This window comes from Variovorax sp. P4_B10 (assembly GCF_056402375.1).
On sequence record NZ_JBFUHN010000014.1, the window covers coordinates 42,283 to 56,896 of the forward strand.

The 14,614-nt window shown below is 68.5% G+C and carries 14 protein-coding genes; 13 read left to right on the forward strand and 1 reads right to left on the reverse strand.

What is annotated here, in order from left to right; genetic code table 11:
* The first annotated feature begins 88 nt into the window (after positions 1-88).
* The 3 genes from AC1DXX_RS09435 (at position 89) to trhA (ending at position 3,681) form a co-directional block, all read left to right on the forward strand.
* Complete coding sequence (locus tag AC1DXX_RS09435) at positions 89-1,519, forward strand: aminotransferase-like domain-containing protein (RefSeq protein ID WP_478133916.1); 1,431 nt, start codon at positions 89-91, stop codon at positions 1,517-1,519.
* A gap of 93 nt (positions 1,520-1,612) precedes the next feature.
* Positions 1,613-3,046 carry a glycerophosphodiester phosphodiesterase family protein gene (locus AC1DXX_RS09440; RefSeq protein WP_478133917.1) on the forward strand — a complete coding sequence of 478 codons (1,434 nt, stop codon included), beginning with the start codon at positions 1,613-1,615 and terminating at the stop codon, positions 3,044-3,046.
* An 11-nt stretch (positions 3,047-3,057) separates the two neighbouring features.
* Positions 3,058-3,681, forward strand: a complete 624-nt coding sequence (trhA, locus tag AC1DXX_RS09445) for a PAQR family membrane homeostasis protein TrhA (protein WP_478133918.1) — start codon at positions 3,058-3,060, stop codon at positions 3,679-3,681.
* Between the two features lie 378 nt (positions 3,682-4,059).
* Here trhA and bla read toward each other — a convergent pair whose 3' ends face one another.
* The gene (bla, locus tag AC1DXX_RS09450) at positions 4,060-4,944 is read right to left on the reverse strand and encodes a class A beta-lactamase (protein ID WP_478133919.1); all 885 of its coding nucleotides are present in this window, start codon (positions 4,942-4,944) and stop codon (positions 4,060-4,062) included.
* Positions 4,945-5,110: 166 nt separating this feature from the next.
* On the opposite strand from bla, the gene AC1DXX_RS09455 reads away from it, so the two are divergent.
* From AC1DXX_RS09455 to AC1DXX_RS09500, 10 genes are all read left to right on the forward strand, one after another.
* Positions 5,111-5,452: an ArsR/SmtB family transcription factor gene (locus AC1DXX_RS09455; protein ID WP_478133920.1), complete on the forward strand. Its 342-nt coding sequence runs from the start codon at positions 5,111-5,113 to the stop codon at positions 5,450-5,452.
* Positions 5,453-5,489: 37 nt separating this feature from the next.
* Positions 5,490-6,023, forward strand: coding sequence for an SRPBCC family protein (locus tag AC1DXX_RS09460; protein WP_478133921.1), 534 nt, complete (start codon positions 5,490-5,492; stop codon positions 6,021-6,023).
* A gap of 249 nt (positions 6,024-6,272) precedes the next feature.
* Positions 6,273-8,351 (forward strand): LamG-like jellyroll fold domain-containing protein, encoded by a 2,079-nt coding sequence (locus tag AC1DXX_RS09465; protein WP_478133922.1) that lies wholly within the window; start codon positions 6,273-6,275, stop codon positions 8,349-8,351.
* A 55-nt stretch (positions 8,352-8,406) separates the two neighbouring features.
* Positions 8,407-8,595, forward strand: coding sequence for a hypothetical protein (locus AC1DXX_RS09470; RefSeq protein ID WP_478133923.1), 189 nt, complete (start codon positions 8,407-8,409; stop codon positions 8,593-8,595).
* Positions 8,596-8,632: 37 nt separating this feature from the next.
* Positions 8,633-10,858 (forward strand): phosphocholine-specific phospholipase C, encoded by a 2,226-nt coding sequence (locus AC1DXX_RS09475; protein WP_478133924.1) that lies wholly within the window; start codon positions 8,633-8,635, stop codon positions 10,856-10,858.
* A gap of 135 nt (positions 10,859-10,993) precedes the next feature.
* Positions 10,994-11,770 carry a DeoR/GlpR family DNA-binding transcription regulator gene (locus AC1DXX_RS09480; RefSeq protein ID WP_478133925.1) on the forward strand — a complete coding sequence of 259 codons (777 nt, stop codon included), beginning with the start codon at positions 10,994-10,996 and terminating at the stop codon, positions 11,768-11,770.
* Between the two features lie 37 nt (positions 11,771-11,807).
* Positions 11,808-12,551: a glutamine amidotransferase gene (locus AC1DXX_RS09485; protein WP_478133926.1), complete on the forward strand. Its 744-nt coding sequence runs from the start codon at positions 11,808-11,810 to the stop codon at positions 12,549-12,551.
* Between the two features lie 110 nt (positions 12,552-12,661).
* Positions 12,662-13,300: a CDP-alcohol phosphatidyltransferase family protein gene (locus tag AC1DXX_RS09490; protein ID WP_478133927.1), complete on the forward strand. Its 639-nt coding sequence runs from the start codon at positions 12,662-12,664 to the stop codon at positions 13,298-13,300.
* Positions 13,301-13,325: 25 nt separating this feature from the next.
* Positions 13,326-13,901 carry a glutathione S-transferase family protein gene (locus AC1DXX_RS09495; RefSeq protein ID WP_478133928.1) on the forward strand — a complete coding sequence of 192 codons (576 nt, stop codon included), beginning with the start codon at positions 13,326-13,328 and terminating at the stop codon, positions 13,899-13,901.
* An 18-nt stretch (positions 13,902-13,919) separates the two neighbouring features.
* Positions 13,920-14,564 carry a histidine phosphatase family protein gene (locus AC1DXX_RS09500; RefSeq protein WP_478133929.1) on the forward strand — a complete coding sequence of 215 codons (645 nt, stop codon included), beginning with the start codon at positions 13,920-13,922 and terminating at the stop codon, positions 14,562-14,564.
* Positions 14,565-14,614: the final 50 nt, after the last annotated feature.

Here is a 14,614-nt window from a genome sequence, read left to right on the forward strand (position 1 = left end):
AAGTGATCGCCCGGAAGACTGTACTGGTCTTGTATCCTGTACATACTTTCCTCAATATGGTGCAGGCCGGTCTGCCGGAGACACCCCAATGCTCATTCTTCGCCCCGAACAGCCGACGCCCCTGGTAAGCCAGATCGTGGAAGGGCTGCGCGGACTGATCGGCTCCCAGAAGCTCAAGGCCGACAGCAAGCTGCCGTCGATCCGCGCCTTTGCCGCGGCCCACGGCGTCAGTGTTTTCACGGTGGTCGAGGCCTACGACCGGCTGGTGGCCCAGGGCCTGCTGGTCTCGCGCGCCAACGCGGGCTTCTTCGTCAAGCGGCGCAGCGAGGACAGCGCCGCCGGCGCGGCCAGCGCCCCCCGCCCAGACCCGCGCTTCGACGCCCGCTGGTACCTGCAGCAGATCTTCGAGAACCGCAACCTCCCGCTCAAGCCCGGCTGCGGCTGGCTGCCGCACGACTGGCTGTTCGAGGACGGCATGCGCCGGAGCCTCCGCCACCTGGCCTCCGAAGGCACCGACATCGGCGGCTACGGCCTGCCCTTCGGCCACATGGCGCTGCGCATGGCGACGGCCGAAGCGCTGTCGGAGCAGCAGATCGTGGTCGAGGCCGCCCAGGTCCTGCTGACCCAGGGCTCCAGCCAGGCGCTGGACCTGGTGGCGCGCCGCCTGCTCAAGCCGGGCGACTCGGTGCTGGTGGACGACCCGGGCTATCCGAACCTGATGTACATGCTGCGCTTCCTGGGGGTGGAGCTCGTCGGCGTGCCGCGCATCCCCACCGGCTACGACATGCCCGCGCTCGAGGCGCTGCTCGCGGTGCACCGGCCCAAGGCGTTCTTCACCCAGCCCCGCTTGCAGAGCCCGACCTGCTCGATGGCATCGCTGCCGCAACTGGTGCAGCTGCTGCAGCTGGCCCAGACGCACGACTTCACGCTGGTCGAGAACGACATCTATGCCGAGATGGACGCATCGATGCGTCCCTCGCTCGCCAGCCTGGGGCAGCTGCGCCGCGTGGTCTACGTCAGCAGCTACTCGAAGACCATCTCGCCGAACATCCGCGTCGGCTACGTGGTCGCCCAGCCGGAGCTGCTCGAAGACCTGGCGCAGCTCAAGATGGTCTCGGGCCTCACCTCGTCCGACGTCACCGAGCGCCTGGCCTTCGGCACCGTGACCGACGGCCGCTGGCGCAAGCACCTCAAGTCCCTGCGCGAACGCCTCGCCCAGGCACAGGGCAGCGTGGCACGGCGGCTCGACGCGCTGGGCTTCGAGCTGTTCCATGAAGCGGCGGCCGGCATGTACCTGTGGGCCCGGCACCCGGACATTGCCGACAGCGCCGAACTCTCGCGGCGCGCCGCGGTGGAGGGAATCATGCTCGGCCCGGGCCAGCTGTTCCTCGTCAACCCGCATCCCACCGGATGGCTGCGCTTCAACGTGGCCTTCAGCGAAGACGAGCGGCTCTGGCGTTTCCTGGAGCGCAGCATCGCCCAGCAGAGCCACGAGCTGGCAGCGGAAGACGACGGCTGAAGAGGCGCTGCGCCGCCGCCACGGTCACTGTCCCGTCACGGGGCAACCCTAGCATCCGCCGGCCTCGACCTCTTCAACATCCAAGAACCACCTATGAAAACGAGCGTTCCCACGCCCGCGCCCCGTCCGCTGCGCACCGTCATCGCGGCCCTCGGCGGCAGCCTCGTCATGGCCGCCTGCGGCGGCGGCGGTGGCAGCGGGCCGGTGTTTCCGATCATTCCGCCGGCACCCGCACCAGCGCCCGCACCGGCCCCCCAACCCGCACCGCTGGGCACGCTCGACGGCTCCGTGCCGCTGGTCATCGGCCACCGCGGCCTGCCGGGGCTGTTCCCCGAAGAAACCCAGAAGGCCTACGAGGCCGCAGCCGATGCCGGCGCCGACTCGCTCGAAACCGACCTGCACCTCACCAAGGACTGCGTGCTCGTGGCGCGCCACAACCCCTGGCTCAGCGACAACACCAACATCGCCGACGTTGCCAAGACCAACAGCACCGTGGCGGCGCGCAAGCGCACCGTGCCCGGCGTGCTGGTCGACGTGAAGTACCCGCCCGTGCCCGAGAACGGCCCGCCGAAGTACCTGAGCGACCTGACCGACCCCAACGACCCGAAGTCGGTGCTCAAGTCGCTCGTCGTCGACGGCGAGGACCACACCAACGACTGGTCGATCACCGACTTCACGATGGCCGAGCTCAAGCAGTGGATTGCCGGCACCACTTACGACGCCCGCGACCTGCGCCCGACCGAGCTCAACGGCAAGCTGCCGATCCTGAGCTTCCAGGAGGTGATCGATATCGCCAAGGCGAAAGCCAAGGCCACCGGCCGCACGATCACCGTGTACCCCGAGACCAAGAACCCGATCTGGAACAACGCGCAGGCCATCGCCAACGGCTGCGGCCCGGCGGGCAGCCACCCGCTCGAGGACGCGCTGCTCAAGGTCATGAACTTCAACGACCTCAACCGCAAGGACGCGCCGATCTTCGTGCAGAGCTTCGAGCCCGACAGCCTGAAGTACCTGCGCGCTGCCGGCATGAAGGCCCGCGCGGTGCAGCTGGTCGACGGCAACGACGTCAACTACCAGACCGGCGCGATGATCTACGTCACCACCGACGTCTACACCTTCGTCGACGGCCGCCCCTACAGCTGGACGCTGGCCGGCAACCCGAAGTGGTTCGGCGAAATGCTCACGCCCGCGGGCCTCGCCGAGATCAAGACCTATGCCGACGGCGTGGGTCCCTGGAAGCCGCAGGTGATGGCGCACACCATCGTGCCTTTCGTCGCGGGCAAGGGCCTGGCCGACGTCAACACCATCAAGCCCACCAGCTTGATCGCCGATGCCCACAAGGCCGGCCTGTTCGTCCACAGCTACACCTTCCGCAACGAGGCCAAGTACCTCGCGGGCGTCTACAAGGGCGACCCGGCGGCCGAGTACCTGGCCTACTTCCGCGCCGGCATCGACGGCGTGTTCTCGGACTTCGCGAACACGGCCTTCGCGGCGCGCACGGCCTACCTGAAGGAAACCGGCCGCTGAGGCTCGGCAGGATGTACCCCGGCGAGCGGCTCAACGGCTACAGCCACCTGCTGGGCCTGGTGCTCGCACTGCTGGCCGCGGCCTTGCTGCTCGCCAAGACCGTGCCCACCGGCGACCCCGCGCGCATTGCGGGGGCGCTGGTGTTCTCGCTTTCCGCGGTGGCGTTGTACGCGGCCTCCACGCTGTTCCACAGCACGCGCGGCCGCCTGAAGCGGGTGTGGGAGCGGGTCGACCACTGCGCCATCTACCTGCTGATCGGCGGCACCTACACGCCCTTCGCGCTCGTCACGCTGCAGGGCCTCTGGGGCTGGCTGCTGCTCGCGACGATCTGGGGTGCGGCGTTCTATGGCATCTGGCGCGAGCTGCAGCCGGTGCAGGGCGATGCGCCGAGGAAGCCATCGCTGGGGCTGTACATCGGCATGGGCTGGCTCGGCGTGCTGGCCGCCGTACCGCTCGCGGCGAAGCTCGAAAGCGGCGGGCTGGCATGGCTGCTGATCGGCGGCGTGCTCTACACCGCGGGCACCGTGTTCTACCGCAACCGCCAGGGCTTCCGGCATGCGCACGGCGCGTGGCACCTGTTCGTGCTGGCGGGGACGGCGAGCCACTATGTGGCGGTCGGGTGGTTCGTGCTGTAGCGGTACAACTCGGTTTTCCATAGCGCCTGACGCCGCATCGCAATGCATGAAACCGGCACGAAGGTTGGGGATTGTTGTTCGGGGTGCGTGCACAGGCCACCGGGTGCTCCCCTCCGCGAATGTCCCCCGCTTCGCTCCTCCTTTATTTCGCTGCGGGGAGCACCCGGTGCCCTGTGCACGAGGGGCGCGGCTGTTGTGCTGGCCGATCAACCGCTGCTCTGAGCGATCACGCCGATGGGGTGCCTTGCGCAGCGAAATAAAGGAGGAGGCATGCGGCCCTAGGCCGCGCCGGGGGACATTCGCGGAGCAAGGTACCCCGTCGGCGTGAGCGCGCCCCGAATGCCCCCAACGCGACGAATCGAAAAGCAGGGTTTTATTTCAGTTCAACGCCCCCACTGCAATGCGCGTCGCGGACGCCACGACGTCGTTGCGCCCCTTTGCGCCCTTCTCCGGAAATGTCAGGTAGACCGCCAGTACCAGCGGTGCGCCGGCCGGTGGCCACAGCACGCCGACGTCGTTCGTGGTGCCGTACGAGCCCGCTCCGGTCTTGTCGCCCACCTTCCAGCCGGCCGGCACGCCGGCCAGGAAACGCTCCGTGCTGGTGGTGTTGCCCAACAGCCAGGTCTTGAGTTGCTCGCGCTGCGCCGTGCCGAGCGCGTTGCCCAGCACCAGCCGCTGCACGCTGGCCGCCATGGCCGCGGGCGTGGTGGTGTCGCGCAAATCGCCGGGGATGGCGGTGTTGAGTTCGGTCTCCCAGCGATCGAGCCTGAAGATGTCGTCGCCGGAAGAACGCGCGAAGGCCGTCACCGCGGGCGGGCCGCCCAGGATCTTCATCAGCAGGTTGGCCGCAGCGTTGTCGCTGTACTGGATGGTGGCGGCGCAAAGCTCGGCCACCGTCAGGCCGGCCGCGAGATTTTTCTCGGTGATGGGCGAGTTGGAGATCAGGTCGCCCTTGCTGTAGTTGACGCGCCGCGCGAGCAGACCGCCCTCCTTGGCGCTGCGTTCGAGGATGGCCGCGGCCAGCACGAGCTTGAAGGTGCTGCAGAACGGAAAGCGCTCGTCCGCACGGTGCTGCACGCGCGCGCCGGTTGCGGTGTTGAAGCCGGCGACGCCAAGCCGGCCGCCCGATGCGCTTTCGAGCGCGGCGAGCTGTGCCGCTGCGTCCTGCTGCAGCCCCTTGGCGGACCATGCGGTGCAGGCGCTCGCCAACGGCAGGACGGAAGCGGCGAGCAACAGGGTGCGGCGATGTACGGGAGGATTCATTGGTTTTTCTGGCGAGTGGATGGAACGAGCCCGGATCGTAGGAGCGCCGTCGCACAGGCCCAAGCGCCATGCCGTTCATTGGCGTCTCGCGTGTATCGGGTGTAACGGGAAATATTCATTCAACCTTATGGTTGAATGTTTTTGAAAGATGTCTATATTCAACTTCATGGTTGAACCTGATGACGATCGACTCGATGCCGTGTTCCGGGCCCTCGCCGACAGCACGCGCCGCACGATGCTGCAACTGCTGGCACAGGGAGATTGCAGCGTGGGCGAGCTCGGCGCACCGTTTCGCATGTCCTTCGCGGGCGCGTCCAAGCACGTGAAGACGCTGGAAAACGCAGGCCTGGTGTCGCGCACCGTGCAGGGCCGCGCGCATGTCTGCCGGCTGGAGCCCGCTGCACTGGCCACGGCCGATGCCTGGCTGCGCTGCTACGACGGCTTCTGGAACAACCGGCTCGACGCGCTGGCGCAGGAACTGCGGCGCGAAGAGAAATTGCGCAAGTGATCTTCCTTTCTTCCTCACTCACAAGGAGCACATCCCCATGACGAGCAAGCACAGCCTCGGCCGGCAGATCGAACCCGGCACCCTGCGCATGGAACGCACGCTGCCCGCGCCCATCGAGCGCGTGTGGGCCTACCTGACCGACCCCGACAAACGCGCCACCTGGCTGGCCGGCGGCACCATGGCGCAGAAACCGGGCGAGATGTTCGACCTGCGTTTCAACCACACCGAACTCACCGGCGAGGAAGCCCCCGACCGCTACGCCGAATGCCGCCAGCCGATCGTGCAGAAGTCGCGGCTGGTGCGCATGCAGGCGCCGACGCTGCTGACGATCAGCTGGGACGAAGGGCCGGCACCGTCGGAAGTCACCTTCGAGCTCACGCCGCAGGGCGACACCACGCAACTCGTGCTCACGCACAGGCGGCTGGCCAGCCGCAAGGACATGCTCAGCGTGGCCGGCGGGTGGCACGCGCATGTCAATGTGCTCATCGAAGTGCTGGCCGGGCGCAAGCCGCAGGACTTCTGGACGAACCTCCTCGCGGTCGAGAAGGACTACGAAGCGCACATCCGCTGAACCAGCGCGTTCCTCTCTCTTTCATTTCTCTCGCACGGGGCCTTCGGGCCCCGTTTTTCATGGGCCTTGACGTTTGCGGGTTTGTCAAACCGCTGTCACCCAGGACACGCAACATCCGAGGCATTGAGAGTATTTGTGTGATTTTTTGTAAATGCACTCGCATCCACAAGCACAGGCAAATGCTCATGTTCCGCCGGCGCAGCCGCGGGTACGCATCGCAAGAATTCGAGGGAAAACATGATCAGAGGAATGAACGCGCGCCGCGCATTGGCGGGGGGCCACATGTGCGTCCTGCTGCTTCTCGCCGCCTGCGGCGGCGGCGGGGGTGGCGGCACAGGCTTCTCGCCCATTGGCACGCCATCACCCGGCGGCGGAAACAACCCGGCCCCCACCGTCAACCAGGGCAGGAGCGGGCCCAAGGCACTCGTCGTCGAGATCGACGGCCTCACGCACGCGGCGCTTCGCGATGCCATGGCGCAGAACAAGGTGCCGGCGTTGCAAACCCTGCGCGTTGCACCGGCCTGGACCGGCGGCGCCAACGGCACACTGAGCGAACAGCGCACCACCGACGGCCCAGGCTGGGCCACGCTGCTGACCGGCACATGGGCACAGCGCCATGGCGTGCGCTGGGATACGAACGACCAGCGTATCGACGTCAAGCTCGCGCCCTCGGTCTTCGCGCTCGCCAGACAGAACAACAGGGCGGCCGGCTACAGGACGGCGTCCGTCACCGCCAGCGCGCTCTATCCGCTGCTGCTGGCGAACGAAGCCGGCTCGCTCGACAGCGCCATCGATTGCGCGGGCGCCGACGCCTGCGTCACCGACCGCACCGCGCAGCTCATCGACACCGGCTACGACCTGCTGGTGGCGCAGTACGGCGCACCGGCCACGGCGGCGGGCAGCGGCCTGAAGAGCGACGCCTACCAGCGCGCGATCGCCGACACCGCTGCCGGCGTGGGCCAGCTGCTGGTGCGCATCGCGCAGCGCACCGCCAACGACCCGAAGGAAGACTGGCTCGTGATCCTCACGAGCGGCCACGGCCTCGACGCCTTCGGCAGTGCCGCCGGCCTGCAGGACAACGACAGCAAGACCCTCTTCATCGCGAGCAACAAGACGCTCGCGGCGCAACCCGGCGTCGGCACGGCCGCGCCCACCGACACCACCCTGCTTGCGCTCGCGGCTGCGACCGACATTGCGCCGACCGTGCTGCGCCACCTCGGCGCGCTGCCCGCGGCCGCCGACTACCGCTTCAACGGCCAGGCCCTGCAGGCCGCCACGGCGCTGCGCGGCCTGTCGGCGAAGACCGGCGCGGACAAGGGCAGCGTCGAGCTGTCGTGGACGCTCGCCGGCACCACGACCGCCCCGGTGCAGGTGCTGCGCGACGGCAAGCAGGTGGCGACGCTGCCGGCCGGCTCGACCGCCTACACCGATCCCATCGCCGCCGCGAGCGACGGGCTCTACACCCACCAGTACACGGTCGTCGCCGGCGAGGCCAGCGTGGCGCTCGGCGCGCAGATCGCCTATGTCAAGCCGGCGGCACCGGAGCCGCCGGTGACGCTCGCGGCCACGCTGGCGAACGGGCTGGTCAACTACTACCCGCTCGACGCGCTGCCGGGCATCGATGCGAAGAACGCCTCCACGCTCGCACCGTGGGCGGCCGACGCCAACGGCGGCACCGTGGTCGACGACGGCTTCAAGGCGCCCTACAAGGCCAGGGCGATGCGCGTCGACAGCACCGTGAAGAACGCCAGCGGCATGGCCGGCTACCGCCTGGTGCAGAACAGCGACGTCACCACCAACCCCGCCGTCACGGCCTTCACCATCGGCTTCTGGATGCGCACCGACAACACCTGCAGCCAGGGCGTGAGCAACGGCGCAACGGTGATCGGCAACAAGAACTACACCACCGGCGGCAACGCGGGCCTGGCCATCGGCCTGTTCGGCAGTTGCGAGATCCGCTTCAACGTGGGCACGGGCAGTGCGCGCGCCGACAGCAACGGCTACAGCCTGAGCGCCGGCCAGTGGGCCTACGTGGCGGTGGTGATCGACAAAACCGCGCTCACGATGAAGGGCTACGTGATGGATCCCGTCAGGGGCATCCAGACCAACGGCACCGCCATCACGAGCGCGCTGGTCGGCAAGCTCGGCGGCCTGGGCAACGGCCTGGGCCTGAACGAGGACGGCACCGGCCTCTACTACCAACGCGAAACCTCCTCGCCGCGAGGCGCCATGGACTTCGACGACTTCGCGATCTGGAACCGCGCGCTCACGAACGACGAGCTGACCAGCATCTTCAAGTCGGGCACGCCGCTGTCGACGCTGCCCTGACCTCCTGATCACCCCCCGAGCCCCAGGACGACAACGATTCCAAAGGATCCAAATCATGCAAGTTCACCCCACTCTCTGCGCGCGCCTCGTGCCCGCGCTTGTTCTGGCCTGCGCCTTGTCCGCCTGTGGCGGCAGCGGCGGCGGCGGCGGCTTCGTCGGCGGCACGCCGACGCCCCCGACGACGCCCACCACGCCGACGCAACCCGACGCCGGCGTTGCCCCCGTGAAGAGCTGCGCACCCTGAGCCCCGCCGAACCATGTCCCACCCGAAAAACACGCCCATGACGAACTCACGCCGCAAATTCCTTACCGGCACGGCCACGACTGGCGCCGCCGCCCTTGCGCTCTCGGCCTTTCCGCCAGCCATTCGCCGCGCGCTCGCCATTCCGGCCAACAACAAGACCGGCACCATCCAGGACGTCGAGCACATCGTGGTCCTGATGCAGGAGAACCGCTCGTTCGACCACTACTTCGGCACGCTTATGGGCGTGCGCGGCTTCGGTGACCGCTTCACCATTCCGCTGCCCAAGGGGCTGGCTGTCTGGCAGCAAGGCGACGACACGGGCAAGCCCGTCCTGCCCTACCGCCTCGACAACCGGAAGGGGAATGCGCAACGCGTGAGCGGCACGCCGCATTCGTGGAACGACGGCCAGAACGCCTGGGACGGTGGGCGGATGTACCAGTGGGTGCGCTACAAGAAGACGGGCACGGCCCCCTTCACCCAGTCGATGGGCTACCTGACTGAAGCCGAGGTGCCCTTCCAGTTCGCGCTCGCCAACGCCTTCACGCTGTGCGACGACTACCACTGCAGCATGCACACGGGCACCAACTCGAACCGCATGTTCCACTGGACCGGCACCAACGGCCCGGGCGGCCAGCTCGGCGGCGGCGTCGCCGGCGTGGCATCGGTCAACAACGAGTGGGACGAGATCGGCCCCTCCACTCTCGGCTATGAATGGAAGACCTATCCAGAGCGCCTGCAGGAGGCCAAGGTCAGCTGGATCGTCTACCAGAACATGCCCGAGAACTTCGGCGACAACCCGATGGCGGGCTTCAAGCAGTACCGCCTGGCCAACGAGGCCTCGGGCAAGCCGGTGAGCAACGGCGCCGTCTCGCCGGCCTACGACCCGGCGAGCGACGATGCCGGCAATCCGCTCTACAAGGGCATCGCCAACACCATGCCCGACGGCGGCTTCCTCGAGCAGTTCCGCCAGGACATCAGGAACGGCAAGCTGCCGCAGGTGTCGTGGATCATCGCGCCCGCCACCTACTCCGAGCACCCCGGCCCGTCGAGCCCGGTGCAGGGCGGCTGGTACATCCAGGAAACGCTGGATGCACTCACCGCCGTGCCCGACGTCTGGAGCAAGACCGTGCTGCTCATCAACTTCGACGAGAACGACGGCTACTTCGACCACTACCCGTCGCCCGCCGCGCCCTCGCTGAACGCCGACGGCTCGATGGCCGGCAAGACCACGCTGCCCGAGGCCGACCTCGCCGTGGAACGCTTCACCCATCCCAAGCCGCCGGGCACCAGCAGCCAGCCCGCACCGGACGGCCGCGTCTACGGACCCGGCGTGCGCGTGCCGATGTACGTGGTCTCGCCGTGGAGCCGCGGCGGCTGGGTCAACTCGCAGGCCTTCGACCACACCTCGGTGATCCGCTTCATCGAGGCGCGCTTCGGCGTGAAGGAGCCGAACATCTCGCCGTTCCGCCGCGCGGTGTGCGGCGACCTCACGAGCGCCTTCAACTTCGTCACGCCCAACACCGAGGCGCTGCCCACGCTCGCGGGCCGAACGACCCGCACCGGCGCCGACAAGACGCGCAGCGACCAGGAAGCGCTGGCGCAGGTGCCGCTTCCGCTCGATCCGCAACTGCCGCGCCAAGCCACCGGCGCGCGCCCCTCGCGCGCGCTGCCCTACGAGCTGCACGTGAGTGCGCGCGCCGATTCGATCGGCGGCAAGGTGCGGCTGCTGTTCGCCAACAGCGGCAAGGCTGCGGCCGTGTTCCATGTGTACGACAAGCTCAACCTCGACCGCCTGCCGCGCYGCTACATGGTCGAGCCCGGCAAGCAGCTCGACGACACATGGAACCCCGCGACCGACAACAGCGGCTTCTACGACCTGTGGGTGCTGGGGCCCAACGGCTTTCACCGCCACTTCAAGGGCGACCTCAACCGGCTTCGCGCCGGCGGAGCCTCCAACCCCGAGGTGCGCGTGTGCTACGACATCGCGAACGGCAACGTGTACCTGGAGATGCTCAACGGCGGCAGCGGCGCCTGCAAGTTCACGGTGCGCGCCAAGGCCTACCGCGACGACGGCCCGTGGACTGCCACGGTGAACGGCGGCGCCAAGGCCGAACAGCTCTGGACGCTGGCCGGCAGCGGCCAGTGGTACGACTTCGCGGTCACCTGCGATGCCGATCCGGCCTTCTACCGCCGTTTTGCCGGCCGCGTGGAAACCGGCAAGCACTCGGTGAGCGATCCGGCCATGGGCCTCGCCGATCTCTGACGGCAGGCCGAGCCGCGCACCTGCATCGGGGGCGTTGGCCGGCACAATGGCACGGGTCCCCGTGCCTGCTCACATGCAACCGGGGGCGGCCGTCACACTGACGCCGCCCCTTTTCTTTTTTTCGCCGGCATTTCCATGCTCCAAGAAGAACGATTCCTGCGCATCCGCAGCCTGCTCGCCACCTTCTCGCGACTCAGCGTCGAACGCATCATGCAGGACCTCGCGGTGTCGCGCGAGACGGTGCGCCGCGACCTGCTCGAACTGGAAGGTCTGGGCGAGTTGCGCCGCGTGCACGGCGGCGCCATCGCCACCAAGGCGGAGCCCGAGCCACCTCTTGCGGTGCGGCTGGTGGTGCGCCAGCGCGAGAAGCGCGCCATCGCCAAGGCCGCCGTCGCGCTGCTGCAACCGGGGCAGACCCTCTTCATGGACGCGGGCAGCACCATGTCGATCTGCGCGGAAGAAATCGCCACGCTGAGCGGCATGACGGTCATCACCAACTCGCTGAGCATCGCGCTCAAGTTCGCGGGTGCGGGCGAGGGCCGGCTCACCGGCAACCAGACCATCCTGCTGGGCGGCCAGATCGATGTGAAGGCGCAGGCCACCTGCGGCGACACCACGGTCGAAGCCATCCGCCGCTACCGCGCCGATGTCGCGCTGCTGTCGCCGGTGGGCCTGCACGCGAAGCACGGCGCCATGAGCTTCGAGCACCACGAGGCCACCGTGGCGCGCGCCATGGCCGAGCAGGCGCAGCAGGTGGTGATCCTCGCCGACCACGCCAAGATCGGCCAGGCCAGCCGCGTGACCTACATCCGCACCGCGGACATCGATGTGGTCGTCACCGACGCCAAGGCCCGCGAACTGCCAGGCCTGTCCGCGCTGCGCAAGGCCTGCGAACGGCTGATCATCGCCTGACGCTGCGACGCCCCCCGGCTGCGGCATGATCGCGGACATGGACCACAACCGCCCGCACCCGCTCGTCATCGTCAAGCTCGGAGACACCCACGAGGCGCTGCGCGAGCGCCGCGGCGATTTCGAGAACTGGATCGCCGCCGGCCTCGACACGCAGACGCTGCCGATCCTCGTGGTCGACCCGCGCCGCGGCGACGCGCTGCCCGCGCCGGACACCCTGTCGGGTGTCGTGCTCACCGGCTCGCATGCGATGGTGTCGCACCGCGAGCCCTGGAGCGAGCGAACCGGCGAATGGCTGGCCAGGCTCGTGGCGCAGGACACGCCGGTGCTCGGCATCTGCTACGGCCACCAGCTGCTCGCGCATGCGCTCGGCGGCGAGGCAGGCGACCACCCGCAGGGCATGGAGGTCGGCACGGTGACCGTCACGCTCGACGAAGCCGCCGCCACCGACCCGCTGCTGCGCGGCCTGCCGGCGACGTTCCAGGCCCACGTGGTGCACCGCCAGAGCGCGCTGCGCCTGCCCGAGGGCGCGGTACGGCTGGCCGGCAACGCCCACGAGCCGGTCCAGGCCTTCCGCATCGGCGACAACGCCTGGGGCGTGCAGTTCCATCCCGAGTTCGACGCCGAGGCCATGCGCGGCTACATCGACCTGCTGGCCGACGACCTGAAGTCCAGCGGCGCCGACCCGGCAGCGCTGCGCGACGGCGTGGGCCGCACCGACGCGGCCGCAGGCCTGCTAGGCCGCTTCGCCCGGATCGTCGAGGCGCATCACCACCGCGCTTGAGCGGCAACAGGCTCCGTGCAGGGCGCCTGCACGGCGTCGGAGCGCGACTACAAAAGACAGCCCGCGCTTCGGTTAAGGTGCGGTCCATCCGTCGATTCCGAAGCATTTTCATGACCACTCCCTCCCCCGCGCCGGCCCGCAAGCATTTCTCGATGATCCGCGGCTTCCACCTGGCCGACGCGTTCACGCTCGGCAACGCGGCCTGCGGCGTCGGGGCGGTGTTTCTCGCCATGGCCTTCATGGCCAGCCAGTCGCTCGCGCAGTTCCTCTGGGCGGCAGCGCTCGCGCCGGCGGCCTTCATCTTCGACGTGTTCGACGGCCGCATCGCGCGCTGGCGCCAGACGCACTCGGCACTCGGGCGGGAGCTCGACTCGCTGGCCGACGTGATCTCGTTCGGCGTGGCTCCCGCCGCACTGGCCTTCGCGGCCGGCCTCGACGGCGGCTGGGACTGCGTGCTCCTGGTTTATTTCGTGTGCTGCGGCGTGAGCCGGCTCGCGCGCTACAACGTCACGGCCGAGGCGCTTTCGGCCGGCGCGGACAAGGTCAAGTATTTCGAAGGCACGCCCATCCCGACCAGCGTGGTGCTCGTGGGCGTGCTGGCCTATGCGGCCTGGCAGGGCCGCATCGGCGATGCCGTCTGGGGCGGCGCCTGGGCCATCGGCCCCTGGCTGCTGCACCCGCTCTCGCTGCTGTTCGCGCTCTCGGGCACGCTGATGATCAGCAAGACGCTGCGCATTCCCAAGTTCTGATTCCATCGAAGAAGGAGACAAATCCATGAAGTTGTATTTCGATCCGCAAAGCCGTTCGCAGGTCGCCAAGTGGATGCTCGACGAAGCGGGTGTAGCCTACGAAATCGTGCCCACCCTCATCAAGAACAAGGCACACAAGAGCCCCGAGTACCTGAAGATCAATCCGTCCGGCAAGCTGCCCGCGCTGGTCGACGGCCGCACGCGCATCTTCGAGAACGCGGCCATCTGCATGTACATCGCCGAGAAGTTCCCCGAGAAGCGGCTCGCGCCTTCCATCGGTACGCCCGAGCGCGGCCGCTACCTGTCGCTGATGGTCTATTCGACCTCGCAGCTCGAGCCCTCGATGGGCGACAGCCTGCTCCACATCCGCAGCAACAACAGCGCGCGCGGCTGGACCAATTTCGAGCAGGCCAAGGATGCGGTCGAGCGCGAGCTCGGCTACGGCCCCTACCTGTTCGGCGCGCAGTTCACCGCGGCCGACGTGATGATCGGTTCGATGCTCATCTGGCATCGCGCCTTCGGCGGCAAGCTGAACCGCCCGAAGCTCGACGCCTACATCGACCGCCTGCAGGCGCGCCCCAAGGGCATGAAGTTCGGCTGAATCCGCAAGATCGACCTCATGTCACAGGCCACGCCTTCCCCTCACACCGCCGCCGGCGGTCTCGACCAGCTGGTGYGGATCGCCGAGGCCCAACGGCTGTCGCCGGCCTGCGATCACTTCTACTTCCTGCGCCACGGCCAGACCGGCCGCAATGCGCTGCGCATCTTCCAGGCGGTCGACGAGCCGCTGAGCGCGCTCGGCCTGCAGCAGGCGGCGCATGCCGCCGAACTGCTGGCGGGCGAACCGATCCGCACCATCGTCTGCAGCGACGCACGGCGCGCCTTCGACACCGCCCACACGGTAGCGGCGGCGCTCCGGCTCGCGCCGACGGCGCAGGCCGAACTGCGCGAGCGCAACTTCGGCGCGCTGATCGGCACCTCGTCGGCCCACATCGACTGGGCCTGCGAACCCGAGGGCGGCGAGACGCTGACGCAGTTCGTCGGCCGCAAGCGCGCCGCGCTCGACGCGGCCCTCAGGCAGCCCGCGCCGGTGCTGGTGGTGGCGCACGGCGGCACGCTGTACGCATTGGCCGCCCTGCTCGGCGTGCCCATCGACACGAACGTGCTCGGCAACGCGCAGCCATTGCGTTTTGCGCGCAGCGGCCCCACATGGGCCATAACGCCGCTGTTGCGGCATGCCGACGGCGGAGCGGCGCTGGCATAGGCCGGATCCAGACGCCCCGTACGCCGTCCAACGAATCGACCCCCCCGCCA

Excerpts from the sequence above, each read along its gene's own strand:
- trhA (WP_478133918.1), top strand. The coding sequence starts at position 3,058 with ATGTACCCCGGCGAGCGGCTCAACGGCTACAGCCACCTGCTGGGCCTG.
- AC1DXX_RS09495 (WP_478133928.1), top strand. The coding sequence starts at position 13,326 with ATGAAGTTGTATTTCGATCCGCAAAGCCGTTCGCAGGTCGCCAAGTGG.
- AC1DXX_RS09465 (WP_478133922.1), top strand. The coding sequence starts at position 6,273 with ATGAACGCGCGCCGCGCATTGGCGGGGGGCCACATGTGCGTCCTGCTG.
- AC1DXX_RS09490 (WP_478133927.1), top strand. The coding sequence starts at position 12,662 with ATGACCACTCCCTCCCCCGCGCCGGCCCGCAAGCATTTCTCGATGATC.
- AC1DXX_RS09435 (WP_478133916.1), top strand. The coding sequence starts at position 89 with ATGCTCATTCTTCGCCCCGAACAGCCGACGCCCCTGGTAAGCCAGATC.
- AC1DXX_RS09455 (WP_478133920.1), top strand. The coding sequence starts at position 5,111 with ATGGTTGAACCTGATGACGATCGACTCGATGCCGTGTTCCGGGCCCTC.
- AC1DXX_RS09485 (WP_478133926.1), top strand. The coding sequence starts at position 11,808 with ATGGACCACAACCGCCCGCACCCGCTCGTCATCGTCAAGCTCGGAGAC.
- AC1DXX_RS09470 (WP_478133923.1), top strand. The coding sequence starts at position 8,407 with ATGCAAGTTCACCCCACTCTCTGCGCGCGCCTCGTGCCCGCGCTTGTT.
- bla (WP_478133919.1), bottom strand. The coding sequence starts at position 4,944 with ATGAATCCTCCCGTACATCGCCGCACCCTGTTGCTCGCCGCTTCCGTC.
- AC1DXX_RS09480 (WP_478133925.1), top strand. The coding sequence starts at position 10,994 with ATGCTCCAAGAAGAACGATTCCTGCGCATCCGCAGCCTGCTCGCCACC.
- AC1DXX_RS09460 (WP_478133921.1), top strand. The coding sequence starts at position 5,490 with ATGACGAGCAAGCACAGCCTCGGCCGGCAGATCGAACCCGGCACCCTG.
- AC1DXX_RS09440 (WP_478133917.1), top strand. The coding sequence starts at position 1,613 with ATGAAAACGAGCGTTCCCACGCCCGCGCCCCGTCCGCTGCGCACCGTC.